The organism is Luethyella okanaganae (assembly GCF_042660285.1).
In the GTDB taxonomy this organism is placed as follows: domain Bacteria; phylum Actinomycetota; class Actinomycetes; order Actinomycetales; family Microbacteriaceae; genus Luethyella; species Luethyella okanaganae.
Window position 1 is genome coordinate 366,634 of record NZ_JBHSTP010000001.1, and the last position, 16,303, is coordinate 382,936.

Sequence of the window (16,303 nt, forward strand, 5' to 3'; positions counted from 1 at the left end):
GATGAGAAGGCCCCGCCGAGAACGACAGGACGCATGAGCCGGATGACGACTACCGAGACGATCGAGCTCTCGATCGTGATGCCCTGCCTCAACGAGGCGGAGACCCTCGCCACCTGCATCGACAAGGCGCACGACTATCTTGCGCGGAGCGGGGTCGTCGGCGAGATCGTGATCGCCGACAACGGCAGCTCCGACGGCTCCCAGCAGATCGCCATCGACCACGGAGCACGTGTCGTCGACATCGTCGAGAAGGGCTATGGAAGCGCGCTGATGGGAGGCATCGAGGCCGCCCGCGGTCGCTACGTCATCATGGGCGATGCCGACGACAGCTATGACTTCTCCCGCCTCGACGCTTTCGTCGAGCGCCTGCGAGCCGGCGACGAACTCGTGATGGGCAATCGCTTCCGTGGCGGGATCGAGCCAGGGGCGATGCCGCCATTGCACAAGTATCTCGGCAACCCCGTGCTGTCGTGGATCGGGCGGATCCTCTTCCGTTCGCCGATCAAGGACTTCCACTGCGGTCTCCGCGGCTTCGACCGGCAGGCCGTCCTCGACTTGCACCTGCAGACGACGGGGATGGAGTTCGCGAGCGAGGTCGTCGTGAAATCGACTCTCGGCGGGCTCCGCGTCAGCGAGGTGCCCACGACGCTCAAGAAGGACGGCCGGAGCCGCCCCCCGCACCTGCGCAGCTGGCGAGACGGCTGGCGACATCTTCGCTTCCTCATGATCTTCAGCCCGCGCTGGCTGTTCCTCATCCCCGGCAGCGTCGCGTTCGGGATCGGGTTGCTCGGCACGCTCGTGTTGGCCTTCGGTCCCCTCGACTTCGGCGACATCGGTCTGGACGTCTCGAGCCAGCTCTACCTGACGGCGCTCGCCGTCGTAGGGTATCAGGCGGTGCTCTTCGCCATCCTCACGAAGATCTACGCGCAGCACGAGGGGTTCAACATCCCGCGTGGCCGGAACTTCGACAGACTCGAGAAACGACTGAGCCTGGAGAGCGGCGCCGTCGTCGGGGTGTTGATCTTCTTGATCGGTCTCGTCATCGCCGTCGTGCAACTCATCGCCTGGGGAGCCGAAGGGTTCGGGGCGCTCGACACGTCGAAGATGTTGCGCGCGGCGATCCCTGCCACGCTCTTCATGATGCTGGGTGCGCAGACCGTCATGGCCGGGATGTTCCTCGGCATCCTCGGCGTCGGCCTCAAACGTCGGTAGCCATGTCGATCACCGTCTCGGTAGCGCTCTGCACACACAACGGTGCGCGATTCGTGGAGCGTCAGGTGCGCAGCATCCTCGCCCAGTCCCGTCCGGCGAGCGAGATCGTCGTCTCGGACGACGCTTCCACAGACGGGACGACCGGGATCGTCGAGCGTACGGTCGCCGCATGGCGCGCGCAGGGGCGCCGGCCACCGCTCGGTCTCCGGGTGCTGAAGAACGAGAGTCCCCTGGGCGTGACGCCGAATTTCGAGCAGGCGCTCGCGGCATGCGAGGGAACCCTGATCGCTCTCTGCGATCAGGACGACGAATGGCATCCAGACAAGCTCGCCCGTATGGTCGCGGAGTTCGAGGCCCGGCCGTCGCTCGAGCTGCTGCACTCGGATGCTCGGATCGTCGACGCGGCGGGCACTCCGAGCGGCGCGACACTCCTCGACACCCTTGCCGTGTCGGTGGAGCAGAAGAGCGCCATCCATGGCGGGCGGGCGCTCGACGTGCTGCTACGTCGCAACGTATGCACGGGGGCCACCATGCTGGTGCATGCTCGGCTCGTCGAGCAGGCGAGGCCGTTTCCGGCCTCCTGGGTGCACGACGAATGGCTCGCGGTCGTCGCTGCGGCGACGGGCGAGATGGATCTTCTCGAGCAATCGCTGATCGACTACCGGCAACACGGCGGCAACCAGATCGGCGCGACGATCCTGAACGGTTCGGGCAGGCTGGCGCGGTTGCGCACCCCGCGCACCGAACGCAACGCCCGGCTGCTCGATCGAGCCGCAGACCTCGCTGAGAGGATGCCGCGGCTTTCTGCGGTCTCTGCTGAGACGATCGCGCGGAGCGTCGAAAAGCTTCGGCATGAGCGAGTGCGCAGTTCGCTCCCGAAGGCGAGGATACTGCGTGTCGGACCGGTGCTGCGCGAGTGGCTCAGCGGTCGCTATCGCGAATACGGACTCGGGGGGCAGGATGTGCTGCGGGATCTCGTGCAGCCGGTCTAGCAGCGCGGAACGCAGCACAGGGCGCTGATGGTCGGCTCGAGGTGAGGCGGTCGGGACAAGCTCGCGATCGGCTATCGCCCCGCCGCCGTACCGAGCTCACTCGTTCGGCACGGGCGAGTGCTCATGCCGGCGCAGCGCGTCTCGCCAGCTCATGCCCTGGGACGCCTTCATCGAGCACATGATGAGCAGCATCCAGCCGTATCCGACCAGGACGGTGCTCTCCGCGATCGAGGTGGCCGCGAGCACCACGAGAACGAGCGCCGGCCAGAAATAGACCACGCTGCGCTTCTCGCTCGCGAGCAGCCAGGAGCGTACGAGCGCGAGACCGATGAGGGCGGTGAAGGCGATGAAGCCGATGAGCCCGACCTGGAAATAGACGTCGAGATAGGCGTTGAGACCGGAACTCTGCGGGCGTCGCGTCGCGAGGTTCACCCAGAAGTACGGCGGTGTGCTCATGGGCCATTCACCGACCCAGCCCCAGCCCTGCAGGGGATTCGCGCCCATGTAGCGCCACATCTCGCGCCAGGTGCTGAGGCGCACCTCGAACTCGCTGCCCGCGTTGAGCAATTCGATCAGGCGGCTACGGGCGAGCCAGGCGACCACGGCGCCGAGCACGGCGGCGCCGAGCAGGCCGAGCTGCCACAGCCATCGCGAATCCGCTGCGACCCGGCGCAGGCCGATCAGGGCGAGCGCGGCGACTCCGGCCGCCGCGAAGGCTCCGAGGGTCACGGGGGAGCGTGACAGCAGCACACAGGCGCTCGCGAGCACGATCGAGAACTGACCCATCCCGCGCGGAACGGAACGGGTGAAGAACTCGATCGCGAAAGTGATGAGCGCGACAAGGGAGATGAGCCCGAGTTCGTTGCGCGTTCCGAAGACGCCCTGAATAGGCCCGAGATCGGCGAGGTCGCCCTGAATGCCGAGGAACGAGATCGGCACGTCGAGCAGAAGCCCTGAGAGCACCTCGAGCACGATGGAGGTCACAAGCAGCAGCCGCAGCACGTCCCCGAGCGATCGCACCACCTGGATGGTGTCTCGCACGAGAGCGACATAGACGCCGAGGAAGGCGAAGGCGAGCAGGTAGAGCACGCGTGACACGCTCGTGAGTGTCGTGTTGCTCCAGAAAACCGAGATGGCGCACCAGCCGACGAAGACGATGATCGAGATCGGCGGCAACCCGCGCCAGTCGAGGCTCGCGCGACGAGTCGTGAGCGAGATCGCGGCGAGCGTCACGAGGCCACAGACGATTCCGAGCAACCCAGGCCATCCCATCGTGCTGAGCAACAGATGGGTTCCGAAGGCCGTGCCGATGATCGCGAGGGTCAGAGCGGCGGTGAAGCGAGCCGAGCCGAAGAGCTCCTGCACGGCATGGGGGACGATGGGGCGTCGTGGTTGCTCGCTCATGCTGCTAGGGCATCGCCTCGACGAGACCATGGCGACGCTTCGTCGTCACGGCGAGCACGACCAGGAGAACCCAGCCGCCCTCGATGAGGATGCGGCTCTCGGCGACACTCTGCACGAGCAGGGCCGCCATCACGAGGAGGGGCAGGAGGCTGGACGCCGTATAGGGGCGATCTGCGTCGAGTCCGAAACGTGGACGATCGACGGCCAGGAACCAGGAGCGCCAGAGTGTCGCCAGCACGAGTGAGGCGAACAGGACCACGCCGATGACGCCGAGCTGCAGCCAGACGTCGAGCCAGGCGTTGTGGGCTTGCAGATAGACGACGCCATTGCGCGCCGCGAGATCGTCGAACGGCTCCACCCACGGTGCCCAATAGCTCACCCAGCCCCAGCCGGCGACGGGGCGCCCGGCCGCGAGCCCGGCCACGGCCGCCCAGATGTCGAGACGACCCGTGAGATCCTCGTTCTTGCCGAATGCCGTGAGCAATGGCTTCCAGAGCGTGATCGTCCCGGCTACTCCTGCGATGAGCACGAAACCGGAGGTCAGATAGACCGGTCGCCGCCGGTCCGGGCCAGCCATGCGCGTCCACAACGCGAAACCGAGGACGACGGCGACTCCGGCAGCGGCAAGGATGACCGTGGCCGAGCGGGCGAGCACGAAGACGGCGACGGCGAGCGCGAGCCAGACGACTCCCCGACCGCGTTTGACGGCTCGCTCGGCGAGCTGAACCGCGAACACGACGACGGCGAGCAGCGCGATGAAGCACAGCAGATTGCGGTTGGCTACGATCCCTTCGATCGGGCCGCCATCGAAGAGCAGCCCCCGTGACCAGTAGAAGGCCTTCGGGACCCTCTCGTCGCCGTAGTCGGTCCAGAACGGGAGGAGGGGGCCGCGCACGAAGATGGCGACGGCGAACTCGAAGACGAGCGACAGTGCGAGGATCCAGCGCAGCGCAGTGCCGAGAGTGCGGAGCAGTTCCATCCAGTCCAAGCAGAGGGCGAGAAACAGCGCGGCGGCTGTCGTGGCCCACTGAATGGCGATGCCGACGGCGGTCGCGCCCGGATAGAACGACCAGAGGATCGATAGGGCGGCGAAGACGAGGAACAGCAAGAGGCTCTTCGGCATCCTCCGCCATCGCCACTCCGGCTTGAGCAGGATGAGCGCGGCTACTGCGGCGATGACGGCGATCGCCGCGACGGCTCCAAACCCCCACCAGCCCAGCAGGTTCCGCCAGAACTGCCCGGCGAAGGCCGTGAACAACACGAAGACCGCCAGCGTGCGAACGGCGAAACGGCTGCGGCCTGGCTTCATGCGTTCAAGGGTATCCAATCGTCAGGCGAACGCGGCCTTCTCGGTGATGCTGCGTCCTACGATGAGGGTCTTCACCCTGTGTGTCCCTTCGTGAGGCGGTCCTCGGCGATCACGGCCGGCCCATGCGGGTCGGCACCGACTGCGAAGGGGATTGGTAGTTTGGGATAAACCAATCGATCGGGAACCGACTATGTTTGTGGCCATCACCAATACCCCGCGGGACTACGCGTGGGGATCGAAGAGCGCGATTGCCGAACTGCTCGGGCGGGAGCCATCCGGCCGACCGGAAGCCGAGCTGTGGCTCGGTGCCCATGCGGGATCGCCGAGCAGGATCGTCACTCCCCGAAGCGTGGACGCCCCCGATCTCGCCGTGCTTGTCGAGCGGGATGCCGCGCGCGCGCTCGGTGCAGGATCCTTCGCGCGCTACGGCGCACGGCTCCCCTTCCTGTTGAAGGTACTCGCGGCGGCCGCACCGCTCTCGCTGCAGGCGCATCCGTCCTCAGAGCAGGCGCTGGCCGGCTTCGAGCTCGAGGAAGAGGCCGGAGTCCCGATCGATGCGACCGATCGCAACTACAAGGACCCCTTTCACAAGCCGGAGCTCATCGTCGCCCTGAGTCCCGACTTCGAGGCATTGAGCGGCTTTCGTCCGGTCGAGGAGACGGTGTCGGTCCTGACCGCGCTCCGTGAGCTGGATGCGGCGACGAGCAATCCGCAACCGGACCCGCTCGACGTGTTCGAGGCGCATCTGCTGGCGGAGGATCCGCTGCGCGACACGGTCGAATGGCTGTTGCGTGACGGGCGTGGCGAGGACAGCGGGGAGGTTTCCTGGCTCGTGGAGCGCGTCGTCGCGCTAGCGGGGGAGGCGGGGGCATCCGCGTCGCCGTACGCTCGCGAGTTCGGGACCGTGCGCGATCTCGCGCGAGCGTACCCCGGCGACCCCGGGATAGTCCTGTCTCTTCTGCTGAATCGGGTGACCCTGCACGCCGGCGAGGCGCTCTATCTGCCGGCGGGCAACATCCATGCCTACCTCTCCGGCCTGGGAATCGAGCTCATGGCGGCCTCGGACAACGTGCTGCGCGGTGGTCTCACCCCGAAGCACATCGATGTCGATGAGCTGCTCGAGGTGCTCGACTTCACGCCGCTCCCCATTCCCCTGCTCGAGGCCGAGCATCCTGCTCCGGGTCTTTCGGTGTTCCGGCCAGACGTTCCCGACTTCGTGCTCTACCGTGTCGAGGGCGGGGGCGAGCAGACGCTCGAGCTCCGGGGTGCGGCGATCGGGCTCTGCACGAGCGGTGCCGTACGGCTCAGCGGCGCCGTGTCCTCAGCCTCCGTCACGCGCGGCGAGGCGCTCTTCATCACTCCGGACGAGGGGCCGCTCGCCGTCGTCGCGAACGGCACGTTCTTCCTCGCGACCGTCGGCTGAGCTCAGACGGCCTTGCGGGCGCCGAAGGTGCGCCGGTACGCGGTCGGCGTGGTCTGCAACACCTTGAGGAAGTGGTGCCGCATGACGGCGGCTGCGCCGAAACCGGTGTCGCTCGCGATCGCCTCGAGCCCGAGGTCGGTCTCTTCGAGCAATTGCTGGGCGCGGAGCAGCCGCTGACGGTTGAGCCAGGCGGTCGGCGTCGTGCCCATCTCGGCACGGAAACGACGGGCGAAAGTGCGCGAGGACATGAGCGCCTTGCGTGCAAGCTGGTCGACGGTGAGCGCCTGGTCGAGGTTCTCGAGCATCCACTCCGTGACCGAGGCGAACGAGTCGCTCTGGCACTCGATGACCGGGGTCCGGATGAATTGGGACTGGCCGCCGTCGCGTTGCGGCGGGACGACCATTCGCCTGGCGATGATGTTCGCGGCGGCGGCGCCCAGTTCCTTGCGCACGATGTGCAGCGCGGCATCGATGCCCGCTGCGGTGCCCGCGCCGGTGACGACGTGGTCGTCCTGGACGAAGAGCACGTCAGGGTCGACCTCGGTGCGTGGGAAGCGACGGGCGAGGCGGTCGGTGTGCATCCAGTGGGTGGTGCTGCGGCGACCGTCGAGCAGCCCGGCCTCGCCGAGCACGAACGCACCGCTGCAGACACTCAGCACCCAGGCGCCGCGCGCCTCGGCCTCCTGCACGACCCTGATGATGTCCGGATGCACGCGGGGGTGAGCGTCACCGGCGACCAGGGTATCCATATAGTAGGCGGGTACCGCCACGAGGTCGGCGTCGGCGGCGGCGGCGAGGTCGTCGTGCACGACGATGTCGAAGCCGAGCCTCATGTGGATCGGGCCTGGCTCCGCCGCGACGACGTGGAAGTCGAAGACCGGACCGCCCTGATCGCTGCGGTCGATGCCGAACACCTCGCAGATGACGCCGAACTCGAACGGCGCCATGCCCGGCAGGGCGATGCAGGCGATCTTCTGGAGCATGGAACCCTCCATGGGACGAGGCGCATATCGTTGGCAGAAATATGCCGAACAGTGTCTATTCTGCCACTCGCGGCAGAAACACGCAATCCGTAGAGTTTCTGCCATGACGGCAATCGTTCTCTTCGCACTCGCGGCTCTCGTGCTCTGGGGTGTCCTGGCAACGGTTCTCGGGGTCGATCAGGATGGGTACGGCCGTCCGGAGATCAGCGAGCGCAACAGGCACAGGGGCGACGCGACCGACTGGCGCTAGGGTGGTCGTGGCCGGTGGATCGACACCGGCCACGACGCTGAGAGGTGCGCGGGATGGCTTGGCTTGTCACCGGGGGAGCCGGCTACATCGGTGCGCACATCGTGCGAGCGTTCCGTGACCAGGGGGTCGAGGTCGTCGTCGTCGACGACCTCTCGAGCGGTCATCGCGACTTCGTCCCCGCCGACGTGCCCTTCGCGATGGGAACGATCCTCGACCGCGCACTGCTCGACGGCGTCTTCGCCCAGCACGAGGTCTCCGGCGTCGTCCACGTCGCGGGATTCAAGTACGCTGGCGTCTCGGTGCAACGCCCGCTGCACGCCTACGAGCAGAACGTCACGGCGACGATCACCCTGCTGGCCGCGATGCAGGCGGCGGATGTCCCGAGCATCGTGTTCTCATCGAGCGCCGCCGTGTATGGCACTCCCGACACCGACCTCGTCACCGAGCGGACGACGAAGAGTCCGGAATCCCCCTACGGCGAGTCGAAGCTGATCGGCGAGTGGCTGCTTCGCGATCAGGGTGCGGCCGTCGGGCTCCGTCATACCTCGTTGCGCTACTTCAACGTCGTTGGATCCGGCGCCGCCGATCTCTACGACTCAAGCCCGCACAACCTGTTCCCGCTTGTGTTCGAGGCTCTGCTCGAGGGTCGTTCACCGCGCATCAACGGAGACGACTATCCGACTCCAGACGGCACCTGCGTGCGTGACTACATTCATGTCGCCGATCTCGCGATCGCGCATGTCGCTGCGGCGAAGCTGCTCGACGCCGGCGATGCGATCGAGCCCGTGTACAACCTCGGCAGCGGCGACGGGGTCTCCGTCGGGGAGATCATGGAGGCGATGGCGAAGGTCACGGGCATCGCCTTCGTGCCCGATGTCGGTCCACCGCGTCCCGGCGACCCGGCACGGATCGTCGCCTCGGGGAAGCTCGCGGCCCGGGACCTCGACTGGCGCATGCGGCATACGCTCGACGAGATGGTCGCGAGCGCCTGGAACTCGCGACGGAATGCGACGCCATGACCGCACCCTCGAACGGGGGGATCGCGCTCCGCGCGGTGTGACACGAGTGTTCTCCGGCGCGTCGTAAACCCTCGAGGGTCGGTTGAGGGTTTACGATCTGCGACTTGACTCCACGGTAACTACAACGGTGTAATTACTTGTGACGCGCCGCGATGGTGCGCCACACAATGGGTGGGAGACGATATGGCAGTTCCTGAGTATCGTTCTGGGGTACCCGAAGACTGGTTCGTTGATCCTGTCACACTGGGGGTGCCCGGAGTTCGGTCGAACATCGACGATGACAACCCCTTGGCATGGCAGTCCGATTCTCTGTGTGCGCAGACCGATCCCGAAGCGTTCTTCCCTGAAAAGGGCGGATCGACGAGGGATGCCAAGAAGATCTGCGGATCGTGCGAGGTGCGGACGGAATGTCTCGAGTACGCGCTCGCCAACGACGAGCGTTTCGGAATCTGGGGTGGGCTGTCCGAACGCGAGCGGCGCAAGCTGCGTAAGCGCGCTGGCTAGCATCCGCGCCGGTTAGCATCTGCGTTGGTTAGCATCCGCGCTGGCTTACATCTGATGGTCGGTGTGCCGCGAACGCGGCACACGACGGCCTCGGCCGATTTGAGGCGCGCCCGTCTCGCCTAGGCCGAGACGGCATGGAGTCGACTTAGGCTTGCCACGATGTATCCGAGAGTCACCGCCATACTGGTCGCGCGCAACGGCGCAGCGCACCTTCCACGGACTCTCGATGCGCTCTCCACACAGACGCGGCGTCCCGATTCCATCGTCACGGTCGACTGCGGGTCGACGGATTCCACGGCCGAACTGCTCGCTGAATTCGGTCCGACACATTTCATCGCGGCGGGCGAAGAGCTGAGCTTCGGTGACGCGGTCGCCACCGCGGTGCGGGTCACCGCCCCGCCGACATCGAACAACGAACTGCTCTGGCTCATCGCGCAGGACAGTGCGCCCGAGCCGGATGCGCTCGCCGCCCTGGTCGGTGCGCTCGAGATCGCTCCGTCCGTCGCTATCGTCGGCCCCAAGCAGATGGACTGGGACCGAGCCGACTACTTCCGCGAGTTCGGCGAGTCGATGACCCGATACGGGGCGTCGATCTCGCTCGTCGGCCAAGAGCTCGATCAGGCCCAGCACGACATCCTGAGCGACGTCATGGCCGTCGGCGCCGGCGGGATGCTCGTTCGGCACCGCGTGTGGGAGCAACTCGGCGGATTCGATCCGGCGTTGCCCGTGGTCGACGATGCGCTCGACCTCTGCGTGCGTGCCAGGCTCGCCGGACATCGGGTATCGGTGGTCCCGGCGGCCCGCATCGCATCGGCGGGAGACGGCGTCGCAGGACCGAGTGCGTCACAGCGCGGCGCGGCGCGGCGCAAGCGCCTGCGGCAGCGTCGCTCCGCTCAGCTGCACCGGCGCCTCGTCTATGCGCCGGCCGCCGCCGTGCCGTTCCACTGGTTGTCGCTCGTGCCGCTCGCGATCCTGCGCTCGATCCTGCGCCTCCTGCGCAAGCAGCCTGGCGCGATCGCAGGGGAGTTCACGGCCGCGTTCGGCGCGGCGTTCTCGGGCTTTCGCACGAGCGCCGCGAGACGGCAGCTCGCGAGAACGCGAGCGTTGGGCTGGGCGTCGATCGCGCCGCTACGGGTTCCGGGCGCCGAGGTCCATCGTCGTCGTGCGCTCCTGCGCGAGGCTCAGATCACCCGGGCGCGCGGCGCGCGAAGCGAACTGCGCTTCTTCAGCGGGGGCGGCGCGTGGACCGTGCTCGCCGCGGTCGCCGTCGCCGCGGTCGTCCTTGCGCCATTGTTCGGCGCCCCGGCCATCTCGGGCGGTGGACTCCTGCCGCTCAGCGCGACGCCAGCCGAGCTGTGGCAGAACACCGGCTATGGGTGGCGCGACATCGGCGTCGGTTTCGTCGGCGCTGCCGATCCTTTCGCCTCCGTACTCGCGGTGCTCGGTTCGCTTGCCTTCTGGGAGCCATCTTTCGCTCTGCTCCTGCTGTACTTCCTCGCCATACCGCTCGCCGCTCTCGGTGCCTGGATGGCGGCTGCACGGCTCACAGAGCACGGTTGGCTCCGCGCACTCGCCGCAGTCCTGTGGATGCTCGCTCCGACCTTCCTCAGCGCGGTCGTCGATGGCAGGCCCGCAGCGATCCTCGTGCACCTCCTGCTTCCCTGGTTGTTCTTCGCCGGGGTGGCAGCGGCCCGGTCCTGGTCGTCGGCTGCCACCGCCGCGCTCCTGTTCGCCGCGATCATCGCCTGCGCCCCGTCGCTCGCACCGGCGCTGCTCGTGATGTGGCTCGTCGCGGTGGCGCTGAGCGGACGCTCGGCCATACGGTACCTCGGCATCCCGATTCCGATGCTCGCCCTCGCCGCTCCCCTCGTCTTCGACCAGTACAGCAGAGCTCAGTGGCTCGCCCTGGTCGCCGACCCGGGAGTAGCCATCGTCGGACCCCGGGTCTCTGTGTGGCAGCTCGTCCTCGGCTTTCCGGATGGAGGTCTCGGCGGATGGACGGCCCTCGCCGACGTGGTCGCACTCCCGGGAGTCACAGCACAGGTGATCGTCGCCGTCCTGCTCGCCCCACTCGGGTTCCTTGCTCTGCTCGCGCTCTTCCTTCCTGGCTCCCGGCTGGCCGCACTATCCCTGCTCACCGCGTCGCTGGGGTTCGCGACTGCGGTCGGCGCGTCCCGAATCGCCGTGGCGACTGTCGGATCGCAGGCCGTTCCCGTCTGGACCGGAACAGGACTGAGCCTCTACTGGCTCGGGTTGATCGGGGCGCTCGTCGTCGCCCTGCGCGCGCTCGGGCGGTGGGCGACGCTGCCCGCCGTCGCATCCGGCGTTCTCCTCGTGATCGCGGCCGTGCCGTTGGCCATCGCCCTTCCCCTCGGGCAGTCGAGTGTGCGAGGCGGTCTGCAACGCGCGCTCCCCGCCTTCGTGACCGCGGAGGCGCAGTCAGATCCTCGTGCGGGAACGCTCGAGATCGTTCCGCAGCCCGACGGCGGGGTGCGTGCCGTACTCCAGCGCGGCACGGGAACGACGCTCGACGACCAGTCGACGCTGAACGACACGAATGAGTCGCAGAGCGGCGACGAGGTGAGACTCGCCGAGCTCGCCGGCAACCTGAGTTCCCGCAGCGGCCTCGACGCGAGCGACGGCCTCGACGCGTTCCGTATCCGCTTCGTCTTGCTCGCGCCGCCGGCGCGGGAACTCGGTCATGGAGTCGGCACCGCCGCGGAGGAGACTTCCCGGCGGACCTCGACGTCTCTGGACGGCAACCCGTTGCTCGTTCCCGTCGGTGAGACGGCGTTCGGCTCGCTGTGGCGCTATGAGAGGGACGGAGCGGCTGCCGATGCCGCGGTCATCCCCGCGCATGCCGGCGGCTGGTTCGGGACGCTCGTGCTCGTCGTGCAAGCCGTCGTCTTCGGAGTGACCTTGCTGTTGTCGATCCCGACGGGTGCCGGCCGCGACGAGCCTCGCGCTCAGACCGGGCGAAAGGGGCGACCCAAACCGCTTGCAGACGCCGCGGTCGAGGCCGATGTCGCTGAGGACCCAGAGCCGAGAGAGTCGGTGGAGGTCGATTCAGCGGAGGACGATCCGACAGCGGCCGACGGCACAGAGGAGGATGCCGACGCATCGGACCCCGTAGCCGTGCCGGACTCGAACCGGGCACAGGCTCCGGTGCCGAGTCCCAGCGCCGATAGCCCGGCTGAGACCGATGGCGCGCAGCCCGAGCGCGGCGACTCCGGCGTTCTCCGAGAGCCTTCCGATCCCGCCGAGGGGTCCGCCCAAACGGACGATACGGAGGCGACCGCCGTCGGATCCGCCACGCCCATGCAAGGAGACGATGATGCCCACTAGGCGAGGATGGGCTCTGCTCGGAGCGCGGGCCGTTACCGGCGTCTTCGGGATCGCCGCGGTCGTCGTCGTCGTGGGAGCCGCCGCGTTCGTGCCATGGCCGACCGTGACGGCGACGCCGCCGGCGACGGTCGTCTCGCCGAATCCGACCGAGCAGCAGAGGGTCTGCCCCGGGCCGCTCCTCGGACTCGCGGCGGACGCCGGCGCCGCGACGACGGCCTCGTCGTTCGGTTCGGAATCGGCGAGCTACGGCTCCGATTCCGGTGCGGGCGTCGCGACCGTGACCGACCTCGCAGCGCCGGACAACGCGAGCGGAGGCCGAGACGGCACGCCGCTGCTGCTGAGCGTTCCCGTCGCCGAGAACGCGAGTAGGCCGCCGCTCATGGGCGGCAGCCAGTCTCAGACCGCCCAGCAGGAGACGATCGCCGGGCTGGCGGTCGCCGCCTGCGGCGAGGCGGCTGCGGACAGTTGGCTCGTCGCCGGCTCGACGGACATCGGGCGGACGAGCCTCGTTCTGCTGAGCAATCCGACAACGGTGGCCGCCACCGTCGATCTGACGGTCTACGGCGAGAGCGGTGCCGTCGAGGCGCCGGGCGCGACGGGAATCCTTGTGCAGCCCGGATCGCAACGCGTCGTCCCGCTCGCCGGACTGGCGCCCAACCTCAAGTCGCCCGTTGTGCGGGTCTCGACGAGGGGCGGTCAGGTCGTCGCCTCGCTCGAACAGAGCATCGTCCGCGGCCTCGAGCCTGGCGGAGTCGAGCTCGTCGGCATCACTGCACCGCCGAGTGTTGAGCAGGTGGTGAGCGGATTCATCGTCGTGGCGCGGGCCGCCGATCCGGCGTTGAGCAACGACACCGGATACAGCGACGATCAGCCGGGATTGCGACTGCTCGCACCCGGCGGGGAACCCGCGACGGCGACGGTGAGTGTGGCGGGTGAGGGCGGGGCCGTCGGAACCTCCCTCGAGGTGTCGCTCGCCCCCGGCATCGTGACCGAGGTCCCGTTGTCGTCGCTCGCGACCGGCACATACACCGTCAGGGTGACCGCCGATCAGCCGGTCGTGGCCGCCGCGCGCAGCTCGGTCGTCGGCGCAGGCGGAAAGGACTTCGGCTGGTTCGTCTCCTCCGGCGCGCTGATCGGTGACGCGTTCCTCGGAGTCGCCTCGGGGCCGTCCCCCGTCATGCATCTCTCCAATCCGACGAGCATGGATCAACGTCTCATCCTGACACCAGAGGATGGTCAGCCTGTCGAGGTCGTGGTCGCGGCCGGTAAGTCCGTCTCCCAGCCTGTCCGTCCGGTGACACGATATACGCTTGCCGGAGCAGCCGGCGTCGTGGTCTCCGTTGGCTATCAGGGCGACGGTCAGCTCTCCTCGTTCGCCGTCCTCCCCGCCGGCCCGCTCGCGGCGCCGATCACGGTGTATGCCGAGACCGCCCGTCGCTTGGCCGAGGGGCTTTCTCTTCCGGACGATGATCGAGATCCAGGTCGTAGGAACGACTCGTCGTTCGTGATGGGGACCCGAGACGATTCGCAGGGGTGAGAGCAGCTTCTGTGAAGCAACCAATCTTCTATGGGGCCATATGTCGGAGAGGTGGTCGTTCTCGAGGAGCCTGAGGCGGCCCGGCAGATCGTGAGGCGACGCCGGCCGGCGCTTCTCTGACGCAGCGCGGTGTCAGAAATGCCGGAAGCGCTCGGGCGCCAGATCCCACGGATCCTTGCCGAGCAGTTCTGCGACGGCGCGGAACACGCAACTCTCCACCATGAGCCGCTGGTGCACCTCGTCGTTGCGGTGGAGTTTGCTGAGTCGCTGGATGGGAACGCGATAGAAGACGATCCTGTTGTCGTGCGGACGCACCGTCCAGCGGTCGACGTGGTCGCCGTGCAACGCATCGTGGGGCGCGGACGCGATCTCGATGGTCATCGCCGACAGTTCGCCCGGCCAGAGCCCGCGCAGGTATTCGGCGGTCGACGCGATGGTCGTGTCGAAGAGCTCGATGCGCCCGCGCAGCATCGGCAGATACGGTCCAGCGACGGAGGATCGCAAGCCACGGCCGTGCCGGTCACGGATGCCTCGGCGTGCGGAGGGCGCCGGTGCGAGTGCACGTCGTGATCGAGGCATGTCGCCATCCTATTCCGCCCGGGTGACGGTAATCTGGATTCGATATGACCAGGCCGTGTTCCAGGATCGTGTGCGCCGATGAAGCGGTGGCGACGCTCACTTACGTCTATGCCGACTCCATGGCAGTGCTCGGCCCTTTGAGCATCAGTTCGGAGCCGCACAGCTACGATCTTTGCTCCCGCCACGCCGACCGCCTCTCGGCACCGCAGGGGTGGCAGGTCGTGCGGCACGTCGTGCTCGGTGATGTAGGTTTTAGCGCGTGACCTCCGAACACCCCGAAGACTCCGTTGCCCGTCTGAACACGATCGTCAAGGCCTACGACGTGCGTGGACTCGTCGGCGAGGCCATGACGGCGGACATCGTCGCCGCGCTCGCGGCCGGCTTCGTCGACGAGGTGGGTGCAGCGGGCTCCGACGTCGTCGTCGGCCACGACATGCGCGACTCCTCGCCAGAGTTCGCGGCCGCCTTCGCCCGCGGCGCGCAGGCCCGCGGCGCCAACGTCGTCAACATCGGGCTGTGCTCGACCGACGAGAGCTACTTCTCGTCTGGCGCTCTCGGCGCCCCGGCGGCCATGTTCACGGCGAGCCACAATCCCGCGACGTACAACGGCATCAAGTTCTCCCGTGCCGGCGCCCAGGGCATCTCGCTCGACACGGGTCTCGTCGCCATCCGCGACCGCGCAGCCGCCTACCTGAGGAACGGCGTCGCCTCCCTCCCCGCCGAGGGCGGCTACCGCGAACTCGACGTGCTCGCGGACTACGCCGCGTACCTGCGTTCGCTCGTAGATCTCTCCGGCATCCGACCGGTCAGGGTCGTCGTCGACGCCGGCAACGGCATGGGCGGACTCACCGTGCCTGCGGTGCTCGGTCGGGCCGCCGGCCTGTCCGCATTGCCGATCGAGATCGTGCCGCTCTATTTCGAACTCGACGGCACCTTTCCGAACCACGAGGCCAACCCTCTCGAGCCGGCGAACCTCGCCGACCTGCAGAAGGCGGTCGTCGAGCATGGCGCGGATCTGGGTCTCGCCTTCGACGGAGACGCAGACCGCTGTTTCGTCGTCGACGAGACCGGCGCGGCCGTCAACCCCTCAGCGATCGCCGCGATCGTTGCTCTGCGTGAGATCACCCGGGTGCGCGCAGCCGGATTCGACGGGGAGATCTACGTCATCCACAACCTCATCACCTCGAGGATCGTGCCGGAGACGATCGAGGCGGCCGGGGCGATTCCGGTCCGCACCAAGGTCGGGCATTCGCTCATCAAGGACGAGATGCGCGCGACGGGTGCCATCTTCGGCGGGGAGCACTCCGCCCACTACTACTTCCGCGATTTCTGGGGCGCCGACAATGGCATGCTCGCCGCGATGCACACCATCGCCGAGTTCGGCGGTCAGGAGCGTCCGTTTTCGGCGTTCGCCGCCGAGTACACGCCCTATGCGCTCTCGGGCGAGATCAACTCCACCGTCGCCGACGTGCCCGCGGCCTATGCGCGCATCGTCGAACACTACACCGGCCGGGCCGAGTTCGACGAGTTCGACGGGCTCACCGTCACAGGCATCACCTCGGCGGACGAGCCGTTCTGGTGGTTCAGCGTGCGTCCGTCGAACACGGAACCGCTCCTACGCCTCAACGTCGAGGCCGCCAGCCAAGGCGAGATGGGGCGCATACGCGACGAGGCGCTCGCCCTCATCCGGGCATAGCGCACTCCGGACGGTCGGATCGGTGCGGGTGACCGCCTCGGATGCTGCGA

14 protein-coding genes are annotated in these 16,303 nt (G+C 67.7%); 10 read left to right on the top strand and 4 right to left on the bottom strand.

Annotated features, from left to right (window positions below; genetic code table 11):
* The first annotated feature begins 42 nt into the window (after nt 1–42).
* Both ACFQB0_RS01615 and ACFQB0_RS01620 read left to right on the top strand, forming a co-directional pair.
* Nucleotides 43–1,212, top strand: coding sequence for a glycosyltransferase family 2 protein (locus ACFQB0_RS01615; protein ID WP_386726729.1), 1,170 nt, complete (start codon nt 43–45; stop codon nt 1,210–1,212).
* A 2-nt stretch (nt 1,213–1,214) separates the two neighbouring features.
* Nucleotides 1,215–2,204 (top strand): glycosyltransferase family 2 protein, encoded by a 990-nt coding sequence (locus tag ACFQB0_RS01620; protein ID WP_386726731.1) that lies wholly within the window; start codon nt 1,215–1,217, stop codon nt 2,202–2,204.
* A gap of 96 nt (nt 2,205–2,300) precedes the next feature.
* Here ACFQB0_RS01620 and ACFQB0_RS01625 read toward each other — a convergent pair whose 3' ends face one another.
* Nucleotides 2,301–3,608 (bottom strand): O-antigen ligase family protein, encoded by a 1,308-nt coding sequence (locus ACFQB0_RS01625; protein WP_386726733.1) that lies wholly within the window; start codon nt 3,606–3,608, stop codon nt 2,301–2,303.
* A gap of 4 nt (nt 3,609–3,612) precedes the next feature.
* Nucleotides 3,613–4,917 carry an O-antigen ligase family protein gene (locus ACFQB0_RS01630; protein WP_386726736.1) on the bottom strand — a complete coding sequence of 435 codons (1,305 nt, stop codon included), beginning with the start codon at nt 4,915–4,917 and terminating at the stop codon, nt 3,613–3,615.
* Between the two features lie 190 nt (nt 4,918–5,107).
* Between ACFQB0_RS01630 and manA the strand changes: the two genes are divergently transcribed.
* Nucleotides 5,108–6,340, top strand: coding sequence for a mannose-6-phosphate isomerase, class I (manA, locus tag ACFQB0_RS01635; RefSeq protein WP_386726739.1), 1,233 nt, complete (start codon nt 5,108–5,110; stop codon nt 6,338–6,340).
* A 2-nt stretch (nt 6,341–6,342) separates the two neighbouring features.
* On the opposite strand, the gene ACFQB0_RS01640 is transcribed toward manA, so the two are convergent.
* Entirely contained in the window at nt 6,343–7,323 is a 981-nt protein-coding gene (locus tag ACFQB0_RS01640; protein ID WP_386726742.1) for a GlxA family transcriptional regulator, read from the bottom strand.
* Nucleotides 7,324–7,426: 103 nt separating this feature from the next.
* Between ACFQB0_RS01640 and ACFQB0_RS01645 the strand changes: the two genes are divergently transcribed.
* From ACFQB0_RS01645 to ACFQB0_RS01665, 5 genes are all read left to right on the top strand, one after another.
* The gene (locus ACFQB0_RS01645; protein WP_386726744.1) at nt 7,427–7,573 is read left to right on the top strand and encodes a hypothetical protein; all 147 of its coding nucleotides are present in this window, start codon (nt 7,427–7,429) and stop codon (nt 7,571–7,573) included.
* 53 nt (nt 7,574–7,626) lie between these two features.
* Entirely contained in the window at nt 7,627–8,592 is a 966-nt protein-coding gene (gene galE / locus ACFQB0_RS01650) for a UDP-glucose 4-epimerase GalE (RefSeq protein WP_386726746.1), read from the top strand.
* 183 nt (nt 8,593–8,775) lie between these two features.
* A complete protein-coding gene (locus ACFQB0_RS01655) occupies nt 8,776–9,096 on the top strand; it encodes a WhiB family transcriptional regulator (protein ID WP_386726749.1) in 321 nt (106 codons plus the stop codon).
* Nucleotides 9,097–9,255: 159 nt separating this feature from the next.
* Nucleotides 9,256–12,441 carry a glycosyltransferase gene (locus ACFQB0_RS01660; protein ID WP_386726750.1) on the top strand — a complete coding sequence of 1,062 codons (3,186 nt, stop codon included), beginning with the start codon at nt 9,256–9,258 and terminating at the stop codon, nt 12,439–12,441.
* The gene (locus ACFQB0_RS01665) at nt 12,431–13,978 is read left to right on the top strand and encodes a DUF5719 family protein (RefSeq protein ID WP_386726753.1); all 1,548 of its coding nucleotides are present in this window, start codon (nt 12,431–12,433) and stop codon (nt 13,976–13,978) included. The genes ACFQB0_RS01660 and ACFQB0_RS01665 overlap by 11 nt, the downstream gene beginning before the upstream one ends.
* Before the next feature lie 132 nt (nt 13,979–14,110).
* Here ACFQB0_RS01665 and ACFQB0_RS01670 read toward each other — a convergent pair whose 3' ends face one another.
* Complete coding sequence (locus tag ACFQB0_RS01670) at nt 14,111–14,557, bottom strand: metallopeptidase family protein (protein WP_386726755.1); 447 nt, start codon at nt 14,555–14,557, stop codon at nt 14,111–14,113.
* A gap of 44 nt (nt 14,558–14,601) precedes the next feature.
* Here ACFQB0_RS01670 and ACFQB0_RS01675 point away from each other — a divergent pair, with 44 nt between their 5' ends.
* Nucleotides 14,602–14,820, top strand: coding sequence for a DUF3499 family protein (locus ACFQB0_RS01675; protein ID WP_386726758.1), 219 nt, complete (start codon nt 14,602–14,604; stop codon nt 14,818–14,820).
* The gene (locus tag ACFQB0_RS01680; protein WP_386726760.1) at nt 14,817–16,253 is read left to right on the top strand and encodes a phosphomannomutase/phosphoglucomutase; all 1,437 of its coding nucleotides are present in this window, start codon (nt 14,817–14,819) and stop codon (nt 16,251–16,253) included. Before ACFQB0_RS01675 ends, ACFQB0_RS01680 begins: the two co-directional genes overlap by 4 nt.
* The last annotated feature ends 50 nt before the right edge of the window (nt 16,254–16,303 follow it).

What these genes read in the sequence shown, in the direction of transcription:
- ACFQB0_RS01640 (WP_386726742.1), bottom strand. Translation starts at nt 7,323, where the DNA reads ATGCTCCAGAAGATCGCCTGCATCGCCCTGCCGGGCATGGCGCCGTTC.
- galE (WP_386726746.1), top strand. Translation starts at nt 7,627, where the DNA reads ATGGCTTGGCTTGTCACCGGGGGAGCCGGCTACATCGGTGCGCACATC.
- manA (WP_386726739.1), top strand. Translation starts at nt 5,108, where the DNA reads ATGTTTGTGGCCATCACCAATACCCCGCGGGACTACGCGTGGGGATCG.
- ACFQB0_RS01645 (WP_386726744.1), top strand. Translation starts at nt 7,427, where the DNA reads ATGACGGCAATCGTTCTCTTCGCACTCGCGGCTCTCGTGCTCTGGGGT.
- ACFQB0_RS01675 (WP_386726758.1), top strand. Translation starts at nt 14,602, where the DNA reads ATGACCAGGCCGTGTTCCAGGATCGTGTGCGCCGATGAAGCGGTGGCG.
- ACFQB0_RS01665 (WP_386726753.1), top strand. Translation starts at nt 12,431, where the DNA reads ATGCCCACTAGGCGAGGATGGGCTCTGCTCGGAGCGCGGGCCGTTACC.
- ACFQB0_RS01620 (WP_386726731.1), top strand. Translation starts at nt 1,215, where the DNA reads ATGTCGATCACCGTCTCGGTAGCGCTCTGCACACACAACGGTGCGCGA.
- ACFQB0_RS01630 (WP_386726736.1), bottom strand. Translation starts at nt 4,917, where the DNA reads ATGAAGCCAGGCCGCAGCCGTTTCGCCGTTCGCACGCTGGCGGTCTTC.
- ACFQB0_RS01615 (WP_386726729.1), top strand. Translation starts at nt 43, where the DNA reads ATGACGACTACCGAGACGATCGAGCTCTCGATCGTGATGCCCTGCCTC.
- ACFQB0_RS01660 (WP_386726750.1), top strand. Translation starts at nt 9,256, where the DNA reads ATGTATCCGAGAGTCACCGCCATACTGGTCGCGCGCAACGGCGCAGCG.
- ACFQB0_RS01625 (WP_386726733.1), bottom strand. Translation starts at nt 3,608, where the DNA reads ATGAGCGAGCAACCACGACGCCCCATCGTCCCCCATGCCGTGCAGGAG.
- ACFQB0_RS01655 (WP_386726749.1), top strand. Translation starts at nt 8,776, where the DNA reads ATGGCAGTTCCTGAGTATCGTTCTGGGGTACCCGAAGACTGGTTCGTT.
- ACFQB0_RS01670 (WP_386726755.1), bottom strand. Translation starts at nt 14,557, where the DNA reads ATGCCTCGATCACGACGTGCACTCGCACCGGCGCCCTCCGCACGCCGA.